This window comes from Streptomyces sp. NPDC127595 (assembly GCF_042671685.1).
GTDB lineage: Bacteria > Actinomycetota > Actinomycetes > Streptomycetales > Streptomycetaceae > Streptomyces.
In genome coordinates this window covers 23,407-49,150 of the sequence record NZ_JBHXWK010000009.1, presented here as the reverse complement: position 1 = coordinate 49,150, position 25,744 = coordinate 23,407, and the positions used below count along the sequence as shown (strand labels likewise).

Here is a 25,744-nt window from a genome sequence, read left to right as displayed (position 1 = left end):
ACGAACACAACTCCTCGTTCACCCAAGGCAGCTGACGCGCCGTCTTCTGCCAGTTTGGTGATACCCGGGCTGTTTGCGCCGTACGCCGGGAGGAGACAACAGAGATACGGGTCATCGCAGTTCAGCGGCCCGTCGCGGGGATACACCTGGTTTGGAAGGCTGTTGGACTCATGGCACTCGCGCAGCCCGAACGGGGCGGGCTGCTGCCCCAGCGCACAGCACCCCCCAGAGGCTCACTCGCTACCACCGCCTGCATGGAGACACTGCAGGTGGGCTACCTGCACGCCGTCGCGGCGGCCGCAGGCTGCTCACTGTCCCAGCCGTTTCCTGACAACGGCATCGACTGGCACGTCAGCCACAGCGCCCCCGGGCACACGGTCGACGACGAAGTCACCATCAAGGTGCAGCTCAAGTGCACGTACCAGATACCGCCGAACCCGCCGGGCCCGGCCTTCTCCTTCACGCTCGACAACGCCCACCTGGAGAAGCTGGCCCGCACCCCGGTCTCGGTGCACAAAATACTGGTCGTGATGCTGGTGCCCAGATCGCAGGACGAGTGGCTGCGTGCCAGCCACGACCGCCTCGACCTGCGGCACTGCTGCTACTGGATCAACCTCGCCGGCCACGCCGTCACCGGCCGGCGCAGGACCACCGTCCGCATACCGACCGCGCGCATCTTCGACGACAGAGCGCTCTGCGAGATGATGACGCGGATCGGGACGGGAGGAAAACCGTGACGCACCGCCCGATCGACGAAGTACTGCGGCCGGTGAGGCCGCATCCGGTCGAAGCCCACTGGAGCGAACCACCCGAGCCCGGCACGGTCGACCCCGCGGTGCTGAGCGCGCTGCTGCACCGGCACGGCTGGCAGCGGCGCGGCGGTGCACCGGGACGGTACGGCCGCTGGACCCCACCCGGGCCCGGCGGCGGCGGTACGAGCCTGCTCGTACCGGAAAGCCGGGCCTTCCCCGACAGCGACGACCTGCTCGGCGAGGCACTCGTCGCACTCTCCTGCAGCGCCTCGCCCTCCGCCCGTGACGTCCTCATCGCGCTCGCCGTGCCCAGCGACGAGATCCGCTGGTGGCGTGACGTCCCGACCGGCCCCGTGGGCGCCACGCCCTGGACCGTCGAGGAACAACTGCGCGCCGCCGCCCGCCAGATGCTGCTGGCCGGAGCACTGGCCACACGCGCGCGTGCGGGCTACTACGGCGCCCGCCACCGCAGGCCCGCCGTCGCCTCCCTGGAGAGCGTCCTCGTCGGCGCCGAGCCCGGCGGACGCCAGCTCACCGCCTTCGTGCCCGTCGCCACCGGGCGCCCCTTCGCCGTACGCCTGCACCAGGCGTTGTACGCCGCCCGCGAGGCCATCGACTACCAGCGGGCCACCGGCGGCATGGACGCCTTCGACGCGGCCGTCGAGGCAGGCGTCAGCCGCGAGCTCACGGAAGCCCTGGTGGCCCTCGTACGCGGTACGGAGGGCGCACGGATCGCCGTGGAGTGGGCGCCCGCGGCCGGTGTCCCCGAGGGCTGCGCCGCCCCCACCGAACCCGTCGAGTTCTCGCCCGGCGACCTGCCGGTGCTGCGCGAGGCCGGCGCCCGCTTCCTGCGCGAGGAGCCTTCCGTGCCGGTGCGCATCACCGGCGCCGTCGTCCGGATGCGCAGGTCCGGGCCGCGCGGCGAGGGCACCGTACGACTGAAGGTCATCGCCGGAGCGGAGGTCCCGCACGTCCGGATGACGCTCGACGAGGAGGCGTACCGGATAGCGGGCCACGCCCATCTGGTCGGGCTGCCGGTGCGGGTGCACGGGCGGCTGGAGAGCCGGGGCGGTTTCCGCCGGCTCACGGACGCCTCCGGGGTCGTACCGGTACAGGTCGACGAGGCCGAGCGGGACCGCCTGATGAAGTCGCTCCAGGAGACCGCCGAGATCACGGCCTTCTTCGAGGAGGCGTGCAGCGAGGACTGAGGGGGCCGGCGCTTAACCGTTTAGCGAACGGGACCCGAGGCTCGGTACGATCGCTCTCGTATTACGTACGCAATAGAAGATGCGCGCGTGCCCTTCAGTCAGGAGAGACCGGTGTCAGACGTCCGTGTGATCATCCAACGCGATTCCGAGCGGGAAGAGCGAGTGGTGACGACGGGCACTACGGCCGCCGACCTCTTCGACGGGCAGCGCACCATCGTCGCGGCCCGCGTCGGCGGCGAGCTGAAGGACCTGGCGTACGCCGTGCGGGACGGCGAGGAGATCGAGCCCGTCGAGATCTCCTCCGAGGACGGTCTCAGCATCCTGCGCCACTCCACCGCGCACGTCATGGCGCAGGCCGTGCAGGAGCTCTTCCCCGAGGCCAAGCTGGGCATCGGCCCGCCGGTCAAGGACGGCTTCTACTACGACTTCGACGTCGAGAGGCCCTTCCACCCCGATGACCTCAAGGCCATCGAGAAGAAGATGCAGGAGATCCAGAAGCGCGGCCAGCGCTTCTCCCGCCGTGTGGTCACCGACGAGGCGGCTCGCGAGGAGCTGGCGTCGGAGCCGTACAAGGTGGAGCTCATCGGCATCAAGGGCGCCGCGTCCACGGACGACGGGGCGGACGTCGAGGTGGGCGGCGGCGAGCTGACCATCTACGACAACCTCGACGCCAAGACCGGCGAGCTGTGCTGGAAGGACCTCTGCCGCGGCCCCCACCTGCCCACCACCCGCTATATCCCGGCGTTCAAGCTGATGCGCAACGCCGCCGCGTACTGGCGCGGCAGCGAGAAGAACCCCATGCTCCAGCGCATCTACGGCACCGCGTGGCCGTCCAAGGACGAGCTGAAGGCGCACCTCGACTTCCTCGCCGAGGCCGAGAAGCGCGACCACCGCAAGCTGGGCAGTGAGCTGGACCTGTTCTCCATCCCCGAGCAGATCGGCTCCGGCCTCGCCGTCTTCCACCCCAAGGGCGGCGTCATCCGCAGGGTCATGGAGGACTACTCGCGCCGCCGGCACGAGGAGGAGGGCTACGAGTTCGTCTACACCCCGCACGCCACCAAGGGGAAGCTCTTCGAGACCTCGGGCCACCTGGACTGGTACGCCGACGGCATGTACCCGCCCATGCAGCTCGACGAGGGCGTGGACTACTACCTCAAGCCCATGAACTGCCCGATGCACAACCTGATCTTCGACGCACGCGGCCGCTCGTACCGTGAACTGCCGCTGCGCCTCTTCGAGTTCGGGACGGTGTACCGGTACGAGAAGTCGGGCGTCGTGCACGGCCTCACCCGTGCACGCGGCTTCACCCAGGACGACGCGCACATCTACTGCACCAAGGAGCAGATGGCGGACGAGCTAGACAAGACGCTCACCTTCGTCCTGAACCTGCTGCGCGACTACGGCCTGACCGACTTCTACCTGGAGCTGTCGACCAAGGACCCCGAGAAGTTCGTCGGGTCGGACGAGGTCTGGGAGGAGGCCACGGAGACGCTCCGCGCGGTCGCCGAGAAGCAGGGCCTGCCGCTCGTCCCCGACCCGGGCGGCGCCGCGTTCTACGGCCCGAAGATCTCCGTCCAGACCAAGGACGCCATCGGCCGCACCTGGCAGATGTCGACCGTGCAGCTCGACTTCAACCTGCCGGAGCGCTTCGACCTGGAGTACACCGGCCCGGACGGCTCCAAGCAGCGTCCGGTGATGATCCACCGCGCCCTGTTCGGCTCGATCGAGCGCTTCTTCGCGGTGCTCCTGGAGCACTACGCGGGCGCGTTCCCGGCCTGGCTGGCGCCCGTGCAGGCGATCGGCATCCCGATCGGTGACGCGCACGTCGAGTACCTGGAGAAGTTCGCCGCCGAGGCGAAGCGGAAGGGCCTGCGCGTCGAGGTCGACTCCTCCTCCGACCGCATGCAGAAGAAGATCCGCAACGCGCAGAAGCAGAAGGTGCCCTTCATGGTCATCGCGGGCGACGAGGACATGACGGCCGGCGCCGTCTCCTTCCGCTACCGCGACGGCTCGCAGGAGAACGGCATCCCCCTTGACGAGGCGATCGCCAAGATCGCGAAGGTCGTGGAGGACCGGGCACAGGTCTGACCCCGCCCTCAGGGCCCCCGGAGAGCTGTTCTTCAGCTCTCCGGGGGCTTTTCGTCGCCCTCACTCGAGAACACCTGCAACAGCCACGACGAGAACGACCCCGTCACCGCACCGAGAAGCGCGAGACCGCAGGCCATCAGCCCAACCGCGATAGTCCGCCCCAAGGGCGTCACCGGCGCCACATCCCCGTACCCGACGGTCGCGAGGGTCGCGCAGGTCCACCACACCGCGTCACCGAAGGTACGTATCGTCGCGCCCGGCGCCGCATGCTCCTGCTGGTAGACGGCGAGGGCACCGGCGAACCCGAGCAGCGCGACGGACAGGCCCGCATACACGATCACCCGCGAGTACAGAGCGAGCCGGGGTTCCCCACGCCGCCGCTGTACGGCCTCGTAGACCTTGACGACGCGCAGCGGGCGCAGCAACGGCAGAAAAACGACCAGGGTGTCCAGCCAGTGCGTCCGTACGAATCGAGCCCGCTGCCCGCTGAGCCGCCAGCGCACCACGTAGTCGACGACGAACACCGCCCAGGCGGCGAACAGAACAACGAGACAGAGGTCCCGCCAGCCGCCGGGCAGACCGTGCGCCAGTACGCGGACCGCGTACGCGGCGAAGTACAGCACCGAGGCCAGACCGAGCGGGAGCTCGGTGAGCCGCTCCCAGCGGGTTTTCCGGTCGTCGTCATCCATCGCCCCAGCTTGGCCGTGGACCCTTTTGTTCGGCACCCGCCGACACGCCGCGAACGGGCGAAGCAATATGCTGCATCTCATGACGAGTGAGCCGGAGCAGCAGATCGGAGTGGGTACCCAGGACGCGTTCCAGCGCCTGTGGACACCCCATCGGATGGCTTACATCCAGGGTGAGAACAAGCCCACCGGCCCCGGGGCCGACGACGGCTGCCCGTTCTGCTCGATCCCCGCCAAGTCCGACGAGGACGGGCTCATCATCAGGCGCGGCGAGCAGGTCTACGCGGTGCTCAACCTCTACCCGTACAACGGCGGCCACCTCATGGTCGTGCCCTACCGCCACGTCGCGGACTACACCGACCTGACCGACCCGGAGACCGCCGAACTCGGCGAGCTGACCAAGCAGGCGATGACCGCCCTCCGCACGGCCTCAGGCGCACACGGCTTCAACATCGGCATGAACCAGGGCACCGTCGCAGGCGCCGGCATCGCCGCCCACCTCCACCAGCACATCGTCCCCCGCTGGGGCGGCGACACGAACTTCATGCCGGTGGTCGGCCACACCAAGGTCCTGCCCCAACTCCTGGCAGACACCCGCAAGATGCTGGCGGACGCCTGGCCGACAACGGCCTGAACCAACACGACGGCAAAGCGGACCACGGGCCATGGTCCTGGAGGGCCGCCGCCGGCGGAAGGGGCCGTGTCGAAACGTCCGACAGCGGCTTGACCGACACGACGGCAAAGTGGACCACGGGCCGTGGTCCTGGAGGGCTGCCGCCGGCGGAAGGGGCCGTGTCGGAACGTCCGACAACGGCTTGACCGACACGACGGCAAAGCAGACCACGGGCCGTGGTCCTGGAGGGCTGCCGCCGGCGGAAGGGTCCGTGTCGGAACGTCCGACAACGGCTTGACCGACACGACGGCAAAGCAGACCACGGGCCGTGGTCCTGGAGGGCCGCCGCCGGCGGAAGGGGCCGTGTCGAAACGTCCGACAGCGGCTTGAACGACACGACGGCAGAGCGGACCACGGGCCGTGGTCCTGGTGTGCCGCCCACTCGCGGAAGGGGACGTGCCGGAACGTCCGCCCGCAGCGGCTGGCGCGTCAACGCCGGTTCCTAGATGGGCAACCGATTCCGCGCCAGACCGAGGACGGATGCTCCGGCACGGCCCCGACCCACGACAAACCGCAGGCGCCCCCAGGCACCCACCGCCGGCCACCAGCAGCTACGCGTCGTACACGTCAGCCTTCCGAGGCATCGGATCCTGCACAGCAGTGCTCAGGAACGAAGACCGGTTCCCGAACTGCTCCGTGTCGACGCCGTTCTCCTCGAGCACCTTGATCGAGGCGGAGTGCACCACACGCAGCACCGGCGCCGCGGCCCGCAGGGCGTCGTCGGCCATGAACCGGTGCCGCCACGGCTGATCGGCCCAGGCGTGCCGCAGCCCGAACGGCTCGGGAAGCACCAGCGTGCCACCGAGCCAGTTGAGCAGCGGCGGATACCAGGTGAAGGGAGCACGGGCAGCCAGCCGCACAACCTCGTCGGTGGTGACCAGCGGCAGATTCACCTTGCGGGTCTCCCAGAACTTGACCGCCTTCGCCACCTCCTTAGTAGGGGCCTCGGGCTTGCTGGTGAACAGGGAGTTCACCGGTCCCAGCGCATGCCCGGTGACCTCGATGCGCAGCGTCTGGTGCAGCACGGTCACGGTGATCAGCATGGTGATGACCAACTGGCCGTCCCACAGCGTCCACTGGACCCCGAGATAGTGCCGGTCACCACTGCCGAACTGCTGCTTGTTGCAGATGTCCTGTATGGCGTGGGTCTTGATCGTGTACGCGTCCACGTCCGTACCGCCCGGCCGCGACACCGCCTTGGCGTTCTCGCCGATCGGCGTCACGATCCAGTGCTTGATCGTCGGCTTGGTGAAGCCACCGGTGTTGAGCGGACCGCGCTCCAGCATGCGGAGCTGGTCGTGGATGGACCGGATGACGTCCCAACTGCGGAACGGGTGGATCTCCTTGTTCGCGTCGCGCGCCACCAGCTCCTCGGCGAGCTGCCAGCTCCCCCACCGGGTGCCCATGCCGAGTATCCCCTTGGGCCCGGCGTAGAAGACGGAGTTGGACTGCTGCTCGGCGCTGAGCCGGGCCAGCTCCTGACGCAGCCGCTCCGCCGCGGACTCGCCGGGGCTGCCGGGCACCGCCTCGGGGATCTTCGCGCCGATGGCACCGCCGGACAGCAGACTGCCCCAACGCCCGCGCAGATCCTTCGCGGTGCGCTCGCAGATCTGCTTGGCCCAGAGCCAGCCGACGACCGGCAGGATGATCGACGCGCGCGCGTACAAGCCCCAGAAGCCCGTGAACGGCATCTTGACCAGGAAGAGCACCGCGAGGGCGCCGAAGGCGACCAGAAGCGTGGTGGCGAGGGCGGAGGCGCGCTTGTCCTCAGTCCTGGCGATGGTGGACCGGATCTGGAAGACCAGCAGCCATATCAGCAGCCCGGGCAGGAACAGCACACCGCACAGCACCATCACGGCCGACAGCCAGTTGTCCCGCTCCCTGCGGATGCGGTTCGCCGCGAGGCAGTGCTCCACCACGACCTGCGGCTCGGTACCGAAGGACTGGATGAGCGGCTTGCGTCCGGCACCCAGCATCCGGTCCTGCACCGCCCGCGCGAAGGCCTCGCCCAGGTTCGGCGCAAAGAGCTTGATCCTCGGGGGCTTGACGGTCGACTTGTGCCATTCGTTGTCGGCCTTGAGGATCTCCTCGACCCCGCTGTCCCGGTACGACGCCGAGGCGAGGGCATAGGTCGCGGCCGTCTGTCCCTCGGAGCCCGAGAGCGGCACCTGCGCCCCAGGAGTGAAATCGAATCCGTCGAACGCCACTTCCGCCCCCCATTGCCGCTGTTCCGCTGCTGCGGCCTTTGCCGACTTCCGTGCCTCGCACACCTGTTGATCAGGTCATCGTCTTGATCAGGTTCTCAGAGTATCCGCCGGAACCGACATTCGTCGGCGGACGACAGAAGCCGTCCGCCGACGCGAAGGAGAAACCGGACCACTCGCGGCGCGGGCCGAACTACGAAGCATCCCGAGCCTGTTCACGAATCCTCTCGGCGATCTGAGGCGGCATAGGCTCGTGCCGCGCGTAACTCCGGCTGAAGCGCGCGGTCCCGTGCGAGAGGGAGCGCAGATCGACGGCGTACCGCCCGATCTCGATCTCCGGCACCTCGGCCCGTACGAGGGTGCGCCCGCCGCCCGCCTGCTCGGTCCCGACGACCCGGCCGCGCCGCCCCGACAGGTCGCTCATCACGGCGCCCACGTAGTCGTCGCCGACCATGACGGTCACCTCGGCCACCGGCTCAAGGAGATGGATCCTGGCGTCGGCCGCGGCCTCGCGCAGGGCGAGCGCGCCCGCGGTCTGGAACGCGGCGTCGGAGGAGTCCACGGAGTGCGCCTTGCCGTCGCGCAGGGTGATCCGGATGTCGATGAGCGGATGGCCGGCGGCCACGCCCCTGGCCGCCTGGGCGCGTACGCCCTTCTCGACGGACGGGATGAACTGCCGCGGCACCGCGCCGCCGACGACCTTGTCCACGAATTCGATGCCGGAGCCGTTCGGCAGCGGCTCGACCTCGATCTCGCAGATCGCGTACTGGCCGTGCCCGCCGGACTGCTTCACATGGCGCCCGCGTCCGGCGGCCCGGTCCGCGAACGTCTCACGGAGGGAGACCTTGTACGGGATCACGTCGACCTGCACGCCGTAGCGGTTGCGCAGCCGCTCCAGGGCGACGTCCGCGTGGGCCTCGCCCAGGCACCACAGGACGACCTGGTGGGTGTTCTGGTTCTGTTCCAGGCGCATCGTGGGGTCTTCGGCGACCAGTCGCCCCAGGCCCTGCGAGAGCTTGTCCTCGTCGGCCTTGCTGTGGGCCTGGATGGCGAGCGGCAGCAGCGGGTCCGGCATCTGCCAGGGCTCCATCAGCAGCGGGTTGTCCTTGGCCGAGAGGGTGTCGCCGGTCTCGGCCCGGTTCAGCTTCGCCACGCACGCCAGGTCGCCCGCGATGCAGTGCGTGAGGGCGCGCTGCTGCTTGCCGAAGGGCGCGGACAGGGCCCCGACGCGTTCGTCGACGTCGTGATCCTCGTGGCCCCGGTCGGTCAGACCGTGCCCCGAGACGTGCACCGTGTCATCGGGTCGGAGGGTGCCCGAGAAGACCCGTACGAGCGAGACTCGGCCCACGTAGGGGTCGGACGCGGTCTTCACGACCTCCGCGACCAGCGGTCCGTCCGGGTCGCAGGCGCTGACCTCGCGCGCCCGGCCGTCCGGCGTGGTGACCGTGGGCGCCTCGCGCTCCAGCGGGGTCGGGAAACCGCCCGTGACGAGTTCGAGGAGTTCGACCGTGCCGAGGCCCTGGCGGGCGCCGTCGGCGGCGGGCGCGGCGGCCAGCACCGGGAAGAAGACTCCGCGCGCCACGGCCCGCTCAAGGTCCTGAATCAGCGTCTTGAGGTCGATCTCCTCGCCGCCGAGATAGCGGTCCATGAGGGTCTCGTCCTCGCTCTCGGCGATGATCCCCTCGATCAGCCGGTCCCGCGCCTCCTCGATGAGCGGCAACTGATCGGGGCCGGGCTCGGCCTCCTTGCGCTCGCCGGAGGAGTAGTCGAACAGGCGCTGGGACAGCAGCCCGATCAGCCCGGTCACGGGTGCGTGCCCGTCCGGCCCCGGTGCGCCGTGGAGGGGCAGATACAGGGGCAGTACGGCGTCGGGGTCGTCCGCGCCGAACGCCTCCGCGCATCTCCGCGTCATCTCGTCGAAGTCCGACCGGGCGGATTCGAGGTGCGTGATCACGATGGCCCTCGGCATCCCGACGGCCGAGCACTCCTCCCACACCATCCGGGTCGAGCCGTCCACCCCGTCCGAGGCCGAGACGACGAAAAGGGCCGCGTCCGCCGCTCGCAGACCGGCCCTCAGCTCCCCGACGAAATCGGCGTATCCGGGGGTGTCCAGAATATTGATCTTGTATCCGTCCCAGTCGACGGGTACCAGGGAGAGCTGCACCGAACGCTGCTGCCGGTGCTCGATCTCGTCGTAGTCGGAGACGGTGCCGCCGTCCTCCACACGGCCCGCCCGGTTCACCGCTCCCGCGGTCAGCGCGAGAGCCTCCACCAAAGTCGTCTTGCCGGATCCGCTGTGGCCGACCAGCACCACATTCCGTACGGACGCGGGGTGGTCGGCCGCCGTAGCCCTGCCGGCGGCTCCGGGGTGTGCGTTCGCCTTGTCGCCCATGGCCTTGCCTCCCGTACACGGTGAGGTCACTGTGGGCGCGGACATGCCGAGGCCGCGTGCGGTGGCGGCTCCGGTGACGCCCGCGGTGTCTTCGAGCTTTCCACTCGTGTCACGGTGCGTCCATACAGCGGACGTGATCGCGCCACGAGACCGGTGTGATCACGTCGGGACACGGTGGCGCGGGTGCCCGACCGTCGCACAAGCGCGCGCGTGGCTACGATGGGCCAGCCGGTGGCCAGCAGGGGCCGCGCGGCGACACCGACCCTCGGGAAGGCCATGCTGAACAAGTACGCGCGTGCATTCTTCACGCGTGTCCTCACGCCGTTCGCCGCGTTTCTCATCCGCCGGGGGGTAAGCCCCGACACGGTCACCCTCCTGGGTACGGCCGGAGTGGTGGCGGGCGCGCTGGTCTTCTTCCCCCGCGGAGAGTTCTTCTGGGGCACGATCGTGATCACGCTCTTCGTGTTCTCGGACCTCGTCGACGGGAACATGGCGCGCCAGCTCGGCCGCACCAGCCGCTGGGGTGCCTTCCTGGACTCGACGCTCGACCGGGTCGCCGACAGTGCCGTCTTCGGCGGCTTCGCGCTCTGGTACGCGGGCAGCGGCGACAACGACGTCCTGTGCGCCGTCTCGATCTTCTGCCTGGCCAGCGGCCAGGTGGTCTCGTACACCAAGGCCCGTGGCGAGTCGATCGGGCTGCCGGTCGCGGTCAACGGACTGATCGAGCGCGCCGAGCGGCTCGTGATCTCGCTGGTCGCGGCGGGCCTCGCGGGCTTCCACAAGTTCGGTGTGCCCGGCATCGACATACTGCTGCCCATCGCCCTGTGGATCGTCGCCGTCGGCAGCCTGGTCACGCTGATCCAGCGCGTGGTGACGGTGCGCAGGGAGTCCGCGGAGGCGGACGCCGCGGCCGCGGCCGAGGCCCGGAGCAGCGGGACCCCGTCGTGAGCGGTCTCCAGGACCGGCTGACGGACGGGGCGTACGCGCTCGGCTGGAGCACCGTCAAGAAGCTCCCCGAGCCGGTCGCCGTGCGGCTCGGCCGGACGATCGCCGACATCGCCTGGAAGAAGCGCGGCAAGGGCGTACAGCGGCTGGAGAGCAACTACGCGCGCGTGGTGCCCGACGCGACCCCGGAGCGGCTCGCCGAGCTCTCCAGGGCGGGCATGCGCTCGTATCTGCGCTACTGGATGGAGTCCTTCCGGCTGCCGGCCTGGAGCGAGGAGCGCGTGAAGACGGGCTTCGAGGCGAAGGACGTGCACCACCTCACCGACGGGATCGCCTCCGGCAAGGGCGTGATCCTGGCCCTGCCGCACATGGGCAACTGGGATCTCGCGGGCGCCTGGGTCACCACCAAGCTCGAGACCCCGTTCACCACGGTCGCCGAGCGGCTCAAGCCCGAGTCGCTGTACGACCGTTTCGTCGCCTACCGCGAGGGCCTCGGCATGGAGGTCCTGCCACACAGCGGCGGCACCGCGTTCGGCACGCTGGCCCGGCGGCTGCGCGACGGCGGCCTGGTCTGTCTGGTCGCCGAGCGCGATCTGTCCGCGTCCGGTGTCGAGGTCGAGTTCTTCGGCGAGGCGACGCGGATGCCGGCCGGGCCGGCGCTGCTGGCCCAGCAGACCGGCGCCCTGCTCCTGCCCGTGACGCTCTGGTACGACGACTCGCCCGTGATGCAGGGCCGTGTGCATCCCCCCGTCGAGGTTCCCGAGACAGGCACCCGGGCCGAGAGGACGTCTGCCATGACACAGGCGCTGGCCGACGCCTTCGCCACCGGGATCGCCGACCATCCGGAGGACTGGCACATGCTCCAGCGCTTGTGGCTCAAGGACCTCGATCCTGAGAGGGATCCCCACAAGGGCCCTGACCAGGGTCCCGAGCAGTATCCACAGAAGGGGACCCCGTGAGGATCGGCATCGTCTGCCCGTACTCCTGGGATGTACCGGGCGGCGTCCAGTTCCACATCCGTGATCTGGCCGAGCACCTCATCCGCCTCGGACACGAGGTGTCCGTCCTCGCTCCGGCGGACGACGAAACCCCGCTCCCGCCGTACGTCGTCTCGGCGGGCCGAGCGGTTCCCGTGCCGTACAACGGCTCGGTGGCACGCCTGAACTTCGGCTTCCTGTCGGCGGCCCGGGTCCGGCGCTGGCTGCACGACGGCACCTTCGACGTGATCCACATCCACGAACCGGCCTCGCCGTCGCTGGGTCTGCTGGCGTGCTGGGCCGCACAGGGCCCGATCGTCGCCACCTTCCACACCTCCAACCCGCGCTCCCGGGCGATGATCGCCGCGTACCCGATCCTGCAGCCCGCCCTGGAGAAGATCCGTGCGCGGATCGCGGTGAGCGAGTACGCGCGCCGCACCCTGGTCGAGCACCTGGGCGGCGACGCGGTCGTCATCCCGAACGGCGTCGATGTCGACTTCTTCGCCCGCGCCAAGCCCAAGGCCGAGTGGCAGGGCGAGACCCTTGGGTTCATCGGCCGGATCGACGAGCCCCGCAAGGGCCTGCCCGTCCTCATGAAGGCCCTGCCGAAGATCCTGGCGGAGCGCCCGAAGACCCGGCTCCTGGTCGCAGGGCGCGGCGACGAGAAAGAGGCCGTCGAGGACCTGCCGGAGGAGATGCGTTCGCGGGTCGAGTTCCTCGGCATGGTCAGCGACGAGGACAAGGCGCGCTTCCTGCGCAGTGTCGACGTGTACGTGGCGCCCAACACCGGCGGCGAGAGCTTCGGGATCATCCTGGTGGAGGCCCTGTCGGCGGGGGCGCCGGTGCTGGCCTCCGACCTCGACGCGTTCGCGCAGGTGCTGGACCAGGGCGCGGCCGGCGAGCTGTTCACCAACGAGGACGCGGACGCGCTGGCCGCCTCCGCCGTACGGCTCCTCGGTGATCCGGCGCGGCGCGCGGAACTGCGCGAGCGGGGGAGCGCGCATGTACGGCGGTTCGACTGGTCGACCGTCGGGGCGGACATCCTGTCCGTATACGAGACGGTGACCGACGGGGCGGCGGCGGTGGCCACCGATGAACGGACGGGGCTGCGGGCGCGGTTCGGGCTGGCTCGGGACTGAGGGGGATGGGCTGAGAGGTGTGGATACGTCCGCCCCTCTGTGGAAGTGCACAGTTCGCTTTTCCAACTACCCGTGTCCGGGGCCTCGAAGAGCTCAGCCCGTGCACAGGTAGCCTTCCGCCCGTGACCCCAACCCTCATCTGGATCCTCGTCGGCCTTGTCGCGATCGGCCTCTACCTGAGCTGGACCGCGGGGCGGCTAGACCGGCTGCACGCCCGGATCGACGCGGCCCGCGCCGCCCTCGACGCGCAACTGCTGCGCCGGGCCTCGGTCGCCCAGGAGCTGGCCACGTCCGGGGTGCTCGACCCGGCCGCGTCGATCGTGCTGTACGAGGCGGCGCACGCGGCCCGGCAGGCCGAGGAGGAGCAGCGCGAGGTGGCCGAGAGCGACCTGAGCCAGGCGCTGCGGGCCGTCTTCGGAGAGGTGCAGCAGGTCGAGGCCGTGCGGGCCGCGCCCGGCGGCGAGGAGGCCGCCGGGGAGCTGGCCCAGGCGGTGCGGCGGGTGCCGATGGCCCGGCGTTTCCACAACGACGCCGTACGGGCCGCCCGGGCGCTCCGCGAGCACCGTGCGGTCCGCTGGTTCCATCTGGCCGGGCACGCACCCTTTCCGCTGGCCTTCGAGATGGACGACGAGCCCCCGGTGGCCCTGGCGGACCGTCCGACGAGCTGAGCGTGGAGGTTCTTCGCCTCTGTGGGCGAAGAAAAATGAGCCACCGCCTCCCCATTGGCCCTTGCTGTGGCCTGCTTCACTCGCGTTTCCTCGGTAGAGCAGAAACCCTCTTTCACCGAGTGAGGTCAACCCGTGTCCAGCACGCTCTCCAACTCCGCACAGCCCACTGAAACCACTGCGACCGGCACCGCGCGCGTGAAGCGCGGTATGGCCGAGCAGCTCAAGGGGGGTGTGATCATGGATGTGGTCAACGCCGAGCAGGCGAAGATCGCCGAGGACTCGGGCGCCGTCGCCGTCATGGCCCTGGAGCGCGTCCCGGCCGACATCCGCAAGGACGGCGGCGTGGCCCGCATGTCGGACCCGACGATGATCGAGGAGATCATCGACGCGGTCTCGATCCCGGTCATGGCCAAGTCCCGCATCGGCCACTTCGTCGAGGCCCAGGTGCTCCAGTCCCTCGGCGTCGACTACATCGACGAGTCCGAGGTCCTCACCCCGGCCGACGAGGTCAACCACTCCGACAAGTGGGCGTTCACGACCCCCTTCGTGTGTGGTGCCACCAACCTGGGCGAGGCCCTGCGCCGGATCGCCGAGGGCGCCGCCATGATCCGCTCCAAGGGCGAGGCCGGCACCGGGAACGTCGTCGAGGCGGTCCGTCACCTGCGCCAGATCAAGAACGAGATCGCCAGGCTGCGCGGCTACGACAACAACGAGCTGTACGCCGCCGCCAAGGAGCTGCGCGCCCCGTACGAGATCGTGCGCGAGGTCGCCGAGCTCGGCAAGCTGCCGGTCGTGCTGTTCTCCGCCGGTGGTGTCGCGACCCCCGCCGACGCCGCGCTGATGCGCCAGCTCGGCGCCGAGGGCGTCTTCGTCGGCTCCGGCATCTTCAAGTCCGGCGACCCGGCCAAGCGCGCCGCCGCCATCGTGAAGGCCACCACCTTCTACGACGACCCGAAGATCATCGCGGATGCGTCCCGCAACCTGGGCGAGGCCATGGTCGGCATCAACTGCGACACCCTCCCCGAGGCCGAGCGCTACGCGAACCGTGGCTGGTAGTCACCCATGAGCACTCCTGTCATAGGCGTCCTGGCTCTCCAGGGTGACGTACGGGAGCACCTGATCGCCCTGGCCGCGGCTGACGCCGTGGCCAGGCCGGTGCGGCGCCCCGAGGAACTCGCCGAGGTCGACGGTCTTGTCATCCCCGGCGGCGAGTCCACCACCATCTCCAAGCTGGCCGTCCTGTTCGGCCTGATGGAGCCCCTCCGCGCGCGCGTGCGGGACGGTATGCCGGTCTACGGCACCTGCGCGGGCATGATCATGCTCGCCGACAAGATCCTCGACCCGCGCTCGGGCCAGGAGACCGTCGGCGGCATCGACATGATCGTGCGCCGCAACGCCTTCGGACGTCAGAACGAGTCCTTCGAGGCGTCGGTCGACGTCACGGGCGTCGAGGGCGACCCCGTGGAGGGCGTCTTCATCCGTGCCCCCTGGGTCGAGTCCGTGGGCGCCGAGACCGAGGTGCTTGCCGAGCACGAAGGCCACATCGTCGCCGTCCGGCAGGGCAGCGCGCTCGCCACCTCGTTCCACCCCGAACTGACCGGGGACCACCGCGTGCACGCCCTGTTCGTCGACATGGTGCGCGCGAACCGGATGCCAGGGTCCTAGTAGGATCTCTGGCGTTCGTAAAGAGTTGGGTTACGCGAAGGAGACAGGCAGATGTCCGGCCACTCTAAATGGGCTACGACGAAGCACAAGAAGGCCGTGATCGACGCCAAACGCGGCAAGCTCTTCGCGAAGATGATCAAGAACATCGAGGTCGCGGCCCGTACGGGCGGCGCCGACGTGTCCGGCAACCCGACGCTCTTCGACGCCATCCAGAAGGCCAAGAAGAGCTCGGTTCCGAACAAGAACATCGACTCCGCGGTCAAGCGCGGCGCCGGTCTCGAAGCCGGTGGCGCCGACTACGAGACGATCATGTACGAGGGCTACGGCCCCAATGGTGTCGCGGTGCTCATCGAGTGCCTCACCGACAACCGCAACCGAGCCGCCTCGGACGTCCGCGTCGCCATGACGCGCAACGGCGGCAACATGGCCGACCCGGGCTCCGTGTCGTACCTCTTCCACCGCAAGGGCGTCGTGATCGTCCCCAAGGGCGAACTGAGCGAGGACGACGTCCTGGGAGCCGTGCTCGACGCGGGCGCCGAGGAGGTCAACGACCTCGGTGACTCCTACGAGGTCATCTCCGAGGCCACCGACCTGGTCGCGGTGCGCACCGCGCTCCAGGAGGCCGACGTCGACTACGACTCCGCCGAGGCGAACTTCGTCCCGACCATGCAGGTCGAGCTCGACGAAGAAGGCGCCCGGAAGATCTTCAAGCTGATCGACGCCCTCGAGGACAGCGACGACGTGCAGAACGTCTTCGCCAACTTCGACGTGAGCGACGAGGTCATGGCGAAGGTCGACGCCTGAGCCGCTGACAGCACAACGGGCCGACGGGACACACCCCGTCGGCCCGTCGCTTTGTCGGTGGCACCCGATAGCCTGCACAAACAGGCGATCGAAAGAGGGGGGCTTGGGTGCTGGTACTGGGTGTTGACCCCGGGCTCACGCGATGCGGTGTCGGTGTGGTCGAAGGTGTCGCGGGCCGGCCCCTCACCATGCGCGGCGTCGGCGTCGTACGCACCCCGGCGGACGCCGAGTTGGGACTGCGGCTCGTCGCCATCGAGCAAGGCATCGAGCAGTGGCTCGACGAGTACAAGCCCGAATTCGTCGCCGTGGAGCGGGTGTTCAGCCAGCACAACGTCCGTACGGTGATGGGCACGGCCCAGGCCAGCGCGGTAGCCATGCTCTGCGCGGCCCGGCGTGGCATTCCGGTCGCCCTGCACACCCCGAGCGAGGTCAAGGCGGCCGTCACCGGCCAGGGCCGGGCGGACAAGGCCCAGGTCGGGGCGATGGTGACCCGCCTCCTTCGCCTGGACGCGCCCCCCAAACCCGCCGACGCCGCGGACGCCCTCGCCCTCGCCATCTGCCACATCTGGCGCGGGCCCGCCCAGAACCGCCTCCAGCAGGCCGTCGTACAGAACCGGCTCCAGCAGGCCCACGCCCTGCACGCATCGAAACAGGCAGCGCGAGCAGCATCCCAGCCCGTGTCGCCACCCGCATCGAAAGGCCGTACCGCATGATCGCCTTCGTCAGCGGCCCGGTCGCCGCCCTCGCCCCCGACTCGGCGGTCGTGGAGGTCGGCGGCATCGGCATCGCCGTCCAGTGCACGCCCAACACGCTCTCCGGTCTCCGCATGGGGCAACCCGCGAAGCTCGCCACCTCCCTAGTCGTACGCGAGGACTCACTGACGCTGTACGGCTTCGTGGACGACGACGAGCGGGGGACCTTCGAGCTGCTGCAGACCGCGAGCGGCGTCGGCCCCCGGCTCGCCCAGGCGATGCTCGCCGTGCACACGCCTGACGCGCTGCGCCGCGCGGTGTCCACCGGCGACGAGAAGGCGCTCATGGCCGTCCCCGGCATCGGCAAGAAGGGGGCGCAGAAGCTCCTCCTGGAGTTCAAGGACCGGCTCGGCGCGCCCGTCGGCACCGGCACCGGAATCGGCGCCCCGGTCAGCACCGGCTGGCGCGACCAGCTGCACGCCGCGCTGATCGGCCTCGGGTACGCGACGCGGGAGGCCGACGAGGCGGTCTCCGCGGTCGCTCCTCAGGCCGAGGCCACCGCGGGCACACCGGAGGTCGGCCGGCTGCTGAAGGCCGCCCTGCAGACCCTGAACCGCGCCCGCTGACCCGGCTGCCCCGAGCGGCCACGCCACGGGCCGGACCCCGGAAGCGGAACCCGGCCCACCTACGATCACCCGCGAGGCACACGCAATGAACTGGGACGACCCGACCGACGAAGCCGCCGACGAGCGGCTCGTCGGAGCGTCCGCCGACCGCGAGGACCAGGCTGTCGAGGCCGCGCTGCGCCCCAAGGACCTGGACGAGTTCATCGGCCAGGAGAAGGTCCGCGAGCAGCTCGACCTCGTGCTGCGTGCCGCACGCGCGCGCGGCGCCACCGCCGACCACGTGCTCCTCTCGGGCGCTCCCGGACTCGGCAAGACCACTCTCTCGATGATCATCGCGGCCGAGATGGAAGCCCCCATCCGCATCACCAGCGGCCCCGCCATCCAGCACGCCGGAGATCTCGCCGCGATCCTCTCCTCGCTCCAGGAGGGCGAGGTGCTGTTCCTTGACGAGATCCACCGCATGTCCCGGCCCGCCGAAGAGATGCTCTACATGGCGATGGAGGACTTCCGCGTCGACGTCATCGTCGGCAAGGGCCCCGGCGCCACCGCCATCCCGCTCGAACTGCCGCCCTTCACCCTGGTCGGCGCCACCACCCGCGCGGGCCTGCTGCCACCGCCGCTGCGCGACCGCTTCGGCTTCACCGCGCACATGGAGTTCTACGAGCCCGCCGAGCTGGAGCGGGTCATCCACCGCTCGGCGAACCTGCTCGACGTCGAGATCGACACCGTTGGGGCCGCCGAGATCGCGGGCCGCTCCAGGGGCACCCCCCGTATCGCCAACCGCCTGCTGCGTCGCGTACGTGACTACGCGCAGGTCAAGGCCGACGGCTTCATCACGAAGGACATCGCCTCGGCGGCTCTCGCCGTGTACGAAGTGGACGCGCGCGGCCTCGATCGCCTCGACCGCGGAGTGCTCGAAGCCCTGCTCAAGCTCTTCGGCGGCGGTCCGGTCGGCCTGTCCACGCTCGCGCTCGCGGTGGGGGAGGAGCGTGAGACCGTGGAGGAGGTCGCCGAGCCCTTCCTCGTACGGGAGGGACTGCTCGCCCGTACTCCCCGTGGCCGGGTGGCGACACCGGCCGCATGGGCACATCTCGGGCTCACCCCGCCCCGCCAGTCAACCGGCGGAAACGGACAACAGGACCTGTTCAGGGCGTGACGGCGCTGGTCGTGCGCGGGGAAGGAACCCGGGTGCGATGCTGAGCGTTGTTCCATCAGTGCGGACTCGCTTAGACTCCGCCGATGCCGCCCTTGTCGGCGGTGCACACACCCCCATCCAACAGGCCGCTCACCATCGCGGTCGACTGAAGGAAGTTCCGACCCGTGAGTCTCGTGACCCTCCTCCCGTTCATCGTGCTCATCGGGGCGATGTTCCTGATGACCCGCTCGGCCAAGCGCAAGCAGTCGGCGGCCGCGCAGATGCGCAATGAGATGCAGCCCGGCACCGGCGTCCGCACGATCGGCGGCTTGTACGCGACGGTGAAGGAGGTCAACGAGGAGACGGTTCTTCTTGACGCGGCCCCCGGTGTAGACCTTGTCTTCGCCAAGAACTCCATCGGCGCCGTCCTGTCCGACGACGAGTACAACCGCATCGTCCACGGCGTCGAGCACGACCTGAAGTCCGATGGCACCGTCGTCCCGGACGACGCGTCCTCCCTCACCGAGACCGACGAGCCCGCCGCCGACGCCTCTTCCGACGCTTCCGACGACAAGCCCATCGACCTCGGCAAGAAGGACGCCGTGGACGAGCCGGCCGCCGAGCCCGCCGACGCGAAGGCCGAAGAGCCCGCGGAGGCCAAGGCCGACGAGCCCGCGGAGGCCAAGGCCGACGAAGCAGAGCCGAAGAAGACCGACGGCGAGTCCGGCGCGAAGTAGGCGCACCCCCAGGCCGCGGCGCGATCCGCTCGCGCCCCGCCGCCCAGGGGATGTGCGGTCCTCGCACGGAATCGCGACACCATGTCATGGCCGCCCGCGCGCTCACCCGGCGTGAGGCGGCCCGAGAGGGAGTACGAGAAGGTGGCAGCACCGAAGAAGGGCCGGAGCGCGAGCGCCCAGAGCAGGCCGGGGCGCTCGCTGGCCCTCATCCTGATCGCCATCGTGGCGCTCACCGGGGGGATGTTCCTCTCCGGGCACACCACTCCGCGTCTCGGTATCGACCTCGCCGGCGGCACGAGCATCACGCTCACGGCGAAGAACGAACCGGGCCAGCCCAACGCGATCAACAAGACCAACATGGACACCGCGGTCGACATCATGAACCGTCGTGTCAACGGTCTTGGCGTCTCCGAGGCAGAGGTCCAGACCCAGGGCGACAAGAACATCATCGTCAACATCCCCAAGGGCACGAACTCCGAGCAGGCCCGGGAGCAGGTCGGCACCACCGCCAAGCTTTACTTCCGTCCCGTCCTGGCCACCGAGGTCTCCGGGACCGACGCGTCGGCCAGCCCGTCCCCGAGCGCGTCCGGCAGCGCTTCGAGCAGCCCGTCCCCGAGCGCGTCCGAGTCGGCCGGAGACAAGGCGACCTCCGCCACGCCGACGGCCACCGCCACCTCTCAGGGCCGCGCCGTCACCGACGCTCTGAAGGCCGACACCACGCCGTCGGCGACCAGCTCGGCCAGCACCACGCCCGAAGCCAGCGCAACGCCGTCGGCGACCGAAAGTGTGGACGCGGCTACCGCCAAGCTCCAGGCCGAGTACACCGCTCTCGACTGCACCGACAAGGCGGCCCGCGCCACGGCCGGCGACGGTGCAAAGCCCACCGACTCCACGGTGGCCTGCGGTCAGAACTCCTCGGGCCAGTGGCAGAAGTACGTCCTCGGCCCGGCCGCGGTGTCGGGCACGGACATCAAGTCGGCCGACGCGGTCTTCGACACCCAGGGTGCCGCGGGCTGGAAGGTCACCATGGACTTCACGTCCGGTGGCTCCAAGAAGTTCGCCGACATCACCGGCCAGCTCGCGCAGAACACGACCCCGCAGAACCAGTTCGCCATCGTCCTGGACGGTGAGGTCGTCTCCGACCCGTACGTCAGCCAGGCGCTGACCGGCGGCAGTGCGGAGATCTCCGGCACCTTCGACCAGACCGAGGCGCAGGACCTGGCGAACATGCTGAAGTACGGCGCCCTGCCGCTCAGCTTCTCGGAGTCCAGCGTCACCACGGTGACCGCGGCGCTCGGTGGCGAGCAGCTGCACGCCGGTCTGATCGCGGGCGGCATCGGCCTGGCCCTGGTCGTCATCTACCTGGTGGTCTACTACCGGGGCCTGTCGATCATCGCCATCGCCTCGCTGCTGGTCTCCGCAGTCCTCACGTACGTGATCATGTCGCTGCTCGGTCCGGCCATCGGGTTCGCGCTGAACCTGCCGGCGGTCTGTGGTGCGATCGTCGCCATCGGAATCACGGCGGACTCGTTCATCGTGTTCTTCGAGAGAATCCGGGACGAGATCCGTGAAGGGCGCTCGCTGCGCCCGGCCGTCGAGCGTGCCTGGCCGCGCGCCCGGCGCACCATCCTGGTCTCCGACTTCGTGTCGTTCCTCGCCGCCGCGGTGCTTTTCATCGTCACCGTCGGCAAGGTCCAGGGCTTCGCGTTCACGCTCGGCCTGACCACACTGCTCGACGTGGTCGTCGTCTTCTTCTTCACCAAGCCGCTGATGACGATCCTCGCCCGCAAGCAGTTCTTCGCGAGCGGCCACTCCTGGTCCGGCCTCGACCCGAAGCGACTGGGCGCCAAGCCGCCACTGCGCCGCACCCGTCGTCCCTCCGCCCCCGTCGACACGAAGGAGGCGTGAGATGTCGAAGCTCGGCACCCTCGGCGCCCGGCTCCACCGCGGTGAGATCGGCTACGACTTCGTCGGCAAGCGCAAGATCTGGTACGGCCTCTCGATCCTGATCACCATCACGGCCATCCTCGGCCTGACGGTCGGCGGCCTGAACATGGGCATCGAGTTCCGGGGCGGAGCCGTCTTCACCACCGAGAAGACCAGCATCTCGGTCAGCCAGGCCGAGACGTACGCCGAAGAGGCCTCCGGTCATGACGCGGTCGTCCAGAAGCTCGGCAACGGCGGTCTGCGCATCCAGATCGCCGGCATCGACACCGGCAAGTCCGACGAGATCAAGAACGTCCTCGCCAAGGACCTGAACGTCAACCCGGAGAAGATCGCCGCCGATCTGGTCGGCCCGAGCTGGGGTGAGGACATCGCCAACAAGGCCTGGCAGGGCCTGGTGATCTTCATGATCCTCGTCGTGATCTACCTGGCGATCGCCTTCGAGTGGCGCATGGCTCTGGCCGCGCTCGTCGCCCTGATCCACGACATCACCATCACGGTCGGCATCTACGCGCTGGTCGGCTTCGAGGTCACCTCGGGCACGGTGATCGGTCTGCTCACGATCCTCGGCTACTCGCTGTACGACACGGTCGTCGTCTTCGACAGCCTCAAGGAGCAGACGAAGGACATCACCAAGCAGACCCGCTGGACGTACAGCGATGTCGCCGACCGTTCGATCAACGGCACGCTGGTCCGCTCCATCAACACCACGGTGGTGGCGCTGCTGCCCGTCGGGGCCCTGCTGTTCATCGGTGGCGGAGTCCTCGGCGCGGGCATGCTCAACGACATCTCGCTGTCGCTGTTCGTCGGCCTCGCGGCCGGCGCGTACTCCTCGATCTTCATCGCCACGCCGCTCGTCGCCGACCTCAAGGAGCGCGAGCCGGAGATGAAGGCCCTCAGGAAGCGCGTACTCGCCAAGCGGGCCCAGGCCGCGGCGAAGGGCGAGTCCGTGGAGGAGCCGGTCGTCGAGGAGGAGTTCGACGACGAGGACGAGGACGCCACCCCGGCGGTCGTCGGCCCGCGCAACCAGCCCGCTTCCCGCAACCGGGGCCGTGGCCGGCCTTCGGGGAAGCGTCGATGACCGGTATCGAGGAGCTGCTGCTCAGCCGCATCCGCGACGTCGCCGACTACCCGAAGCCGGGCGTGGTGTTCAAGGACATCACCCCGCTTCTGGCAGACCCGGGCGCCTTCACGGCGCTCACCGACGCCCTCGCGGAGCTCAGCCTGCGGCACGGTGCCACGAAGATCGTCGGCCTGGAGGCCCGCGGCTTCATCCTCGGCGCCCCCGTCGCCGTCCGCGCCGGGCTCGGCTTCATCCCCGTACGCAAGGCGGGCAAGCTCCCCGGAGCGACCCTGAGCCAGGCGTACGAGCTGGAGTACGGCACCGCCGAGATCGAGGTGCACGCCGAGGACCTGGCCGCGGGCGACCGCGTCATGGTCGTCGACGACGTTCTCGCCACCGGTGGCACCGCCGAGGCCTCGCTCCAGCTCGTCCGCCGGGCGGGCGCCGAGGTCGCGGGCGTCGCCGTACTGATGGAGCTCGGCTTCCTGGGTGGCCGCGCCCGCCTGGAGCCGGCCCTCGCGGGCGCTCCGCTGGAGGCGCTGCTCCAGCTCTGAGGCCACCGCGAGGAAGGCCTCAGGAAAGCCCTGGGACACCCGTAGGACACCGCGGAGGCGGGCCCGGAGGAATCCGGTGCCCGCCTCTGGTGTTTCTCCTGTACGAAGAGTCTCACCGGGCGAAAGAGAGCCCGAAGCCCAGGATCGCTACCATGGGGGTCCGGAGCCTGACCGGGGGACCCGGAACGCGCACGAGGAGCCCTCTTGCCAGACGAGGCCCAGCCACTCACTGCCGCCAAGCCCGAAGCCACCTCGGGTCCCGTGGCCACGCCCGCGAAGGACGTCAGCCGCGGGCCGGTCGAGCACGCCCAGTCCGCACCGGACGACAAGGCGGCCGAGCAGCCACGGCCCAAGCCGGCTCCTCCCGAGCTCGACAGCCCCGCGAGCGCCCCCGTGAGTACCCCGGCGGTGCGTCCGGCGGCCGCGGGCCAGCCCGCCCGCACCGGCGGCGGCTCCTCCAACCGCGTGCGCGCCCGCCTCGCGCGGCTCGGCGTACAGCGCTCCAACCCGTACAACCCGGTCCTGGAGCCCTTGCTGCGGATAGTGCGCGGCAACGACCCGAAGATCGAGACGGCGACGCTCCGCCAGGTCGAGAAGGCGTACCAGGTCGCCGAGCGCTGGCACCGCGGCCAGAAGCGCAAGAGCGGTGACCCGTACATCACGCACCCGCTCGCCGTGACCACGATCCTCGCCGAGCTCGGCATGGACCCGGCGACGCTGATGGCGGGCCTGCTGCACGACACCGTCGAGGACACCGAGTACGGCCTGGACACCCTCAAGCGCGACTTCGGCGACCAGGTCGCCCTCCTCGTCGACGGCGTCACCAAGCTCGACAAGGTCAAGTTCGGCGAGGCCGCGCAGGCCGAGACCGTACGCAAGATGGTCGTCGCCATGGCCAAGGACCCCCGCGTCCTGGTCATCAAGCTCGCCGACCGGCTGCACAACATGCGCACCATGCGGTATCTCAAGCGCGAGAAGCAGGAGAAGAAGGCGCGCGAGACCCTCGAGATCTACGCGCCGCTCGCCCACCGGCTGGGCATGAACACCATCAAGTGGGAGCTGGAGGACCTCGCCTTCGCGATCCTCTACCCCAAGATGTACGACGAGATCGTGCGCCTGGTCGCCGAGCGCGCCCCCAAGCGCGACGAGTACCTCGCCATAGTGACCGACGAGGTTCAGTCCGACCTGCGCGCGGCCCGCATCAAGGCGACGGTCACCGGCCGCCCGAAGCACTACTACAGCGTCTACCAGAAGATGATCGTCCGCGGCCGTGACTTCGCGGAGATCTACGACCTGGTGGGCATCCGCGTCCTGGTCGACACGGTTCGCGACTGCTACGCGGCGCTCGGCACGGTGCACGCGCGATGGAACCCGGTCCCCGGCCGGTTCAAGGACTACATCGCGATGCCCAAGTTCAACATGTACCAGTCGCTGCACACGACGGTGATCGGCCCCAACGGCAAGCCGGTCGAGCTGCAGATCCGTACGTTCGACATGCACCGCCGTGCCGAGTACGGCATCGCCGCGCACTGGAAGTACAAGCAGGAGCCGTCCGCCGGCGCCTCCAAGGTGCGCACCGACGCGCCCAAGGCCCTGGGCAGGGACAAGGACGGCGTCAACGACATGGCGTGGCTGCGCCAGTTGCTCGACTGGCAGAAGGAGACGGAGGACCCCAGCGAGTTCCTGGAGTCCCTGCGCTTCGACCTGTCCCGCAACGAGGTCTTCGTCTTCACGCCCAAGGGCGACGTGATAGCGCTTCCGGCGGGCTCGACCTCGGTGGACTTCGCGTACGCGGTCCACACGGAGGTCGGTCACCGCACGATAGGCGCACGGGTCAACGGACGCCTGGTGCCGCTCGAATCCACCCTGGACAACGGCGACTTGGTGGAGGTCTTCACCTCCAAGGCGGCCGGCGCGGGCCCCTCCCGCGACTGGCTGGGCTTCGTGAAGTCCCCGCGCGCCCGCAACAAGATCAGAGCGTGGTTCTCCAAGGAGCGCCGCGACGAGGCGATCGAGCAGGGCAAGGACGCCATCGCCCGCGCGATGCGCAAGCAGAACCTGCCGATCCAGCGCATCCTCACCGGGGACTCGCTGGTCACGCTGGCCCATGAGATGCGCTACCCCGACATCTCGTCCCTGTACGCGGCGATCGGCGAGGGCCATGTCGCCGCGCAGAGCGTCGTGCAGAAACTGGTGCAGGCACTCGGCGGCGAGGAGGCGGCCACCGAGGAGATCGACGAGAGCGTCCCGTCCCCGAGCGGTCGCGGCCGCAAACGCCGCTCCAACGCCGACCCTGGTGTGGTCGTCAAGGGCGTCGACGACGTCTGGGTCAAGCTCGCCCGCTGTTGTACACCGGTACCGGGCGACCCCATCATCGGCTTCGTCACCCGTGGCAGCGGCGTCTCCGTGCACCGCAACGACTGCGTCAACATCGAGTCGCTGTCCCGCGAACCGGAGCGCATCCTCGAGGTCGAGTGGGCGCCCACCCAGTCCTCGGTCTTCCTGGTCGCCATCCAGGTCGAGGCTCTGGACCGCTCCCGGCTCCTCTCGGACGTCACACGCGTCCTGTCGGACCAGCACGTCAACATCCTGTCGGCGGCCGTCCAGACGTCCCGTGACCGGGTCGCCACGTCCCGCTTCACCTTCGAGATGGGCGACCCCAAGCACCTGGGGCACGTCCTGAAGGCCGTCCGGGGCGTCGAGGGCGTCTACGACGTGTACCGCGTCACCTCGGCCCGCAGGCCGTAACCGGGCACTACGCAGAGGGGCTCCCGTACGTTGCGTACGGGAGC

The 25,744-nt window shown here is 69.6% G+C and carries 22 protein-coding genes; 19 read left to right on the top strand and 3 right to left on the bottom strand.

Annotated elements, in window-relative coordinates; genetic code table 11:
• Window positions 1–170 precede the first annotated feature (170 nt).
• The 3 genes from ACFVKT_RS26930 (at window position 171) to thrS (ending at window position 4,048) form a co-directional block, all read left to right on the top strand.
• Entirely contained in the window at window positions 171–737 is a 567-nt protein-coding gene (locus ACFVKT_RS26930; RefSeq protein WP_385735800.1) for a DUF4365 domain-containing protein, read from the top strand.
• The gene (locus ACFVKT_RS26925) at window positions 734–1,960 is read left to right on the top strand and encodes a hypothetical protein (RefSeq protein WP_385735798.1); all 1,227 of its coding nucleotides are present in this window, start codon (window positions 734–736) and stop codon (window positions 1,958–1,960) included. Before ACFVKT_RS26930 ends, ACFVKT_RS26925 begins: the two co-directional genes overlap by 4 nt.
• A gap of 111 nt (window positions 1,961–2,071) precedes the next feature.
• Complete coding sequence (gene thrS, locus ACFVKT_RS26920; protein WP_385735796.1) at window positions 2,072–4,048, top strand: threonine--tRNA ligase; 1,977 nt, start codon at window positions 2,072–2,074, stop codon at window positions 4,046–4,048.
• A 32-nt stretch (window positions 4,049–4,080) separates the two neighbouring features.
• Here thrS and ACFVKT_RS26915 read toward each other — a convergent pair whose 3' ends face one another.
• Window positions 4,081–4,737: a potassium channel family protein gene (locus ACFVKT_RS26915; RefSeq protein ID WP_385735794.1), complete on the bottom strand. Its 657-nt coding sequence runs from the start codon at window positions 4,735–4,737 to the stop codon at window positions 4,081–4,083.
• Window positions 4,738–4,804: 67 nt separating this feature from the next.
• Here ACFVKT_RS26915 and ACFVKT_RS26910 point away from each other — a divergent pair, with 67 nt between their 5' ends.
• Window positions 4,805–5,368: an HIT family protein gene (locus tag ACFVKT_RS26910; RefSeq protein ID WP_385735793.1), complete on the top strand. Its 564-nt coding sequence runs from the start codon at window positions 4,805–4,807 to the stop codon at window positions 5,366–5,368.
• 590 nt (window positions 5,369–5,958) lie between these two features.
• Here the strand turns inward: ACFVKT_RS26910 and ACFVKT_RS26905 are convergent.
• Both ACFVKT_RS26905 and ACFVKT_RS26900 read right to left on the bottom strand, forming a co-directional pair.
• Window positions 5,959–7,614 carry a hypothetical protein gene (locus ACFVKT_RS26905; protein ID WP_385735791.1) on the bottom strand — a complete coding sequence of 552 codons (1,656 nt, stop codon included), beginning with the start codon at window positions 7,612–7,614 and terminating at the stop codon, window positions 5,959–5,961.
• Window positions 7,615–7,804: 190 nt separating this feature from the next.
• Window positions 7,805–10,003: an elongation factor G-like protein EF-G2 gene (locus tag ACFVKT_RS26900; RefSeq protein ID WP_385735789.1), complete on the bottom strand. Its 2,199-nt coding sequence runs from the start codon at window positions 10,001–10,003 to the stop codon at window positions 7,805–7,807.
• A 219-nt stretch (window positions 10,004–10,222) separates the two neighbouring features.
• Between ACFVKT_RS26900 and pgsA the strand changes: the two genes are divergently transcribed.
• From pgsA to ACFVKT_RS26825, 15 genes are all read left to right on the top strand, one after another.
• A complete protein-coding gene (pgsA, locus tag ACFVKT_RS26895) occupies window positions 10,223–10,951 on the top strand; it encodes a phosphatidylinositol phosphate synthase (protein WP_385736571.1) in 729 nt (242 codons plus the stop codon).
• Window positions 10,948–11,907, top strand: a complete 960-nt coding sequence (locus tag ACFVKT_RS26890; RefSeq protein WP_385735787.1) for a phosphatidylinositol mannoside acyltransferase — start codon at window positions 10,948–10,950, stop codon at window positions 11,905–11,907. The genes pgsA and ACFVKT_RS26890 overlap by 4 nt, the downstream gene beginning before the upstream one ends.
• A complete protein-coding gene (locus tag ACFVKT_RS26885) occupies window positions 11,904–13,064 on the top strand; it encodes a glycosyltransferase family 4 protein (protein WP_385735786.1) in 1,161 nt (386 codons plus the stop codon). Before ACFVKT_RS26890 ends, ACFVKT_RS26885 begins: the two co-directional genes overlap by 4 nt.
• A 122-nt stretch (window positions 13,065–13,186) precedes the next feature.
• The gene (locus tag ACFVKT_RS26880) at window positions 13,187–13,732 is read left to right on the top strand and encodes a hypothetical protein (protein ID WP_385735784.1); all 546 of its coding nucleotides are present in this window, start codon (window positions 13,187–13,189) and stop codon (window positions 13,730–13,732) included.
• Window positions 13,733–13,864: 132 nt separating this feature from the next.
• Complete coding sequence (gene pdxS, locus ACFVKT_RS26875; RefSeq protein WP_385735782.1) at window positions 13,865–14,788, top strand: pyridoxal 5'-phosphate synthase lyase subunit PdxS; 924 nt, start codon at window positions 13,865–13,867, stop codon at window positions 14,786–14,788.
• 6 nt (window positions 14,789–14,794) lie between these two features.
• On the top strand, window positions 14,795–15,397 hold the full coding sequence (gene pdxT, locus ACFVKT_RS26870) for a pyridoxal 5'-phosphate synthase glutaminase subunit PdxT (protein WP_385735780.1): 603 nt from the start codon (window positions 14,795–14,797) through the stop codon (window positions 15,395–15,397).
• 51 nt (window positions 15,398–15,448) lie between these two features.
• Complete coding sequence (locus ACFVKT_RS26865) at window positions 15,449–16,201, top strand: YebC/PmpR family DNA-binding transcriptional regulator (RefSeq protein ID WP_385735778.1); 753 nt, start codon at window positions 15,449–15,451, stop codon at window positions 16,199–16,201.
• Between the two features lie 107 nt (window positions 16,202–16,308).
• Window positions 16,309–16,914 carry a crossover junction endodeoxyribonuclease RuvC gene (gene ruvC, locus ACFVKT_RS26860; protein ID WP_385735776.1) on the top strand — a complete coding sequence of 202 codons (606 nt, stop codon included), beginning with the start codon at window positions 16,309–16,311 and terminating at the stop codon, window positions 16,912–16,914.
• The gene (ruvA, locus tag ACFVKT_RS26855) at window positions 16,911–17,519 is read left to right on the top strand and encodes a Holliday junction branch migration protein RuvA (RefSeq protein ID WP_385735774.1); all 609 of its coding nucleotides are present in this window, start codon (window positions 16,911–16,913) and stop codon (window positions 17,517–17,519) included. The genes ruvC and ruvA overlap by 4 nt, the downstream gene beginning before the upstream one ends.
• Before the next feature lie 85 nt (window positions 17,520–17,604).
• Entirely contained in the window at window positions 17,605–18,675 is a 1,071-nt protein-coding gene (ruvB, locus tag ACFVKT_RS26850) for a Holliday junction branch migration DNA helicase RuvB (RefSeq protein ID WP_385735772.1), read from the top strand.
• A 164-nt stretch (window positions 18,676–18,839) separates the two neighbouring features.
• Window positions 18,840–19,391 (top strand): preprotein translocase subunit YajC, encoded by a 552-nt coding sequence (gene yajC / locus ACFVKT_RS26845; protein ID WP_385735770.1) that lies wholly within the window; start codon window positions 18,840–18,842, stop codon window positions 19,389–19,391.
• Window positions 19,392–19,532: 141 nt separating this feature from the next.
• Window positions 19,533–21,299, top strand: a complete 1,767-nt coding sequence (gene secD / locus ACFVKT_RS26840) for a protein translocase subunit SecD (protein WP_385735768.1) — start codon at window positions 19,533–19,535, stop codon at window positions 21,297–21,299.
• 1 nt (window position 21,300) lies between these two features.
• Window positions 21,301–22,416, top strand: coding sequence for a protein translocase subunit SecF (gene secF / locus ACFVKT_RS26835; RefSeq protein WP_385735766.1), 1,116 nt, complete (start codon window positions 21,301–21,303; stop codon window positions 22,414–22,416).
• On the top strand, window positions 22,413–22,952 hold the full coding sequence (locus ACFVKT_RS26830) for an adenine phosphoribosyltransferase (protein ID WP_385735765.1): 540 nt from the start codon (window positions 22,413–22,415) through the stop codon (window positions 22,950–22,952). Before secF ends, ACFVKT_RS26830 begins: the two co-directional genes overlap by 4 nt.
• 204 nt (window positions 22,953–23,156) lie before the next feature.
• A complete protein-coding gene (locus ACFVKT_RS26825; RefSeq protein ID WP_385735764.1) occupies window positions 23,157–25,700 on the top strand; it encodes a RelA/SpoT family protein in 2,544 nt (847 codons plus the stop codon).
• Window positions 25,701–25,744 lie beyond the last annotated feature (44 nt).

Bases quoted from the DNA above. Each gene is read 5' to 3' on its own strand.
- ACFVKT_RS26830 (WP_385735765.1), top strand. From the start codon at position 22,413: ATGACCGGTATCGAGGAGCTGCTGCTCAGCCGCATCCGCGACGTCGCC.
- pgsA (WP_385736571.1), top strand. From the start codon at position 10,223: ATGGGCCAGCCGGTGGCCAGCAGGGGCCGCGCGGCGACACCGACCCTC.
- ACFVKT_RS26865 (WP_385735778.1), top strand. From the start codon at position 15,449: ATGTCCGGCCACTCTAAATGGGCTACGACGAAGCACAAGAAGGCCGTG.
- ruvA (WP_385735774.1), top strand. From the start codon at position 16,911: ATGATCGCCTTCGTCAGCGGCCCGGTCGCCGCCCTCGCCCCCGACTCG.
- ruvB (WP_385735772.1), top strand. From the start codon at position 17,605: ATGAACTGGGACGACCCGACCGACGAAGCCGCCGACGAGCGGCTCGTC.
- ACFVKT_RS26900 (WP_385735789.1), bottom strand. From the start codon at position 10,003: ATGGGCGACAAGGCGAACGCACACCCCGGAGCCGCCGGCAGGGCTACG.
- ACFVKT_RS26910 (WP_385735793.1), top strand. From the start codon at position 4,805: ATGCTGCATCTCATGACGAGTGAGCCGGAGCAGCAGATCGGAGTGGGT.
- pdxT (WP_385735780.1), top strand. From the start codon at position 14,795: ATGAGCACTCCTGTCATAGGCGTCCTGGCTCTCCAGGGTGACGTACGG.
- secF (WP_385735766.1), top strand. From the start codon at position 21,301: ATGTCGAAGCTCGGCACCCTCGGCGCCCGGCTCCACCGCGGTGAGATC.
- ACFVKT_RS26930 (WP_385735800.1), top strand. From the start codon at position 171: ATGGCACTCGCGCAGCCCGAACGGGGCGGGCTGCTGCCCCAGCGCACA.
- ACFVKT_RS26915 (WP_385735794.1), bottom strand. From the start codon at position 4,737: ATGGATGACGACGACCGGAAAACCCGCTGGGAGCGGCTCACCGAGCTC.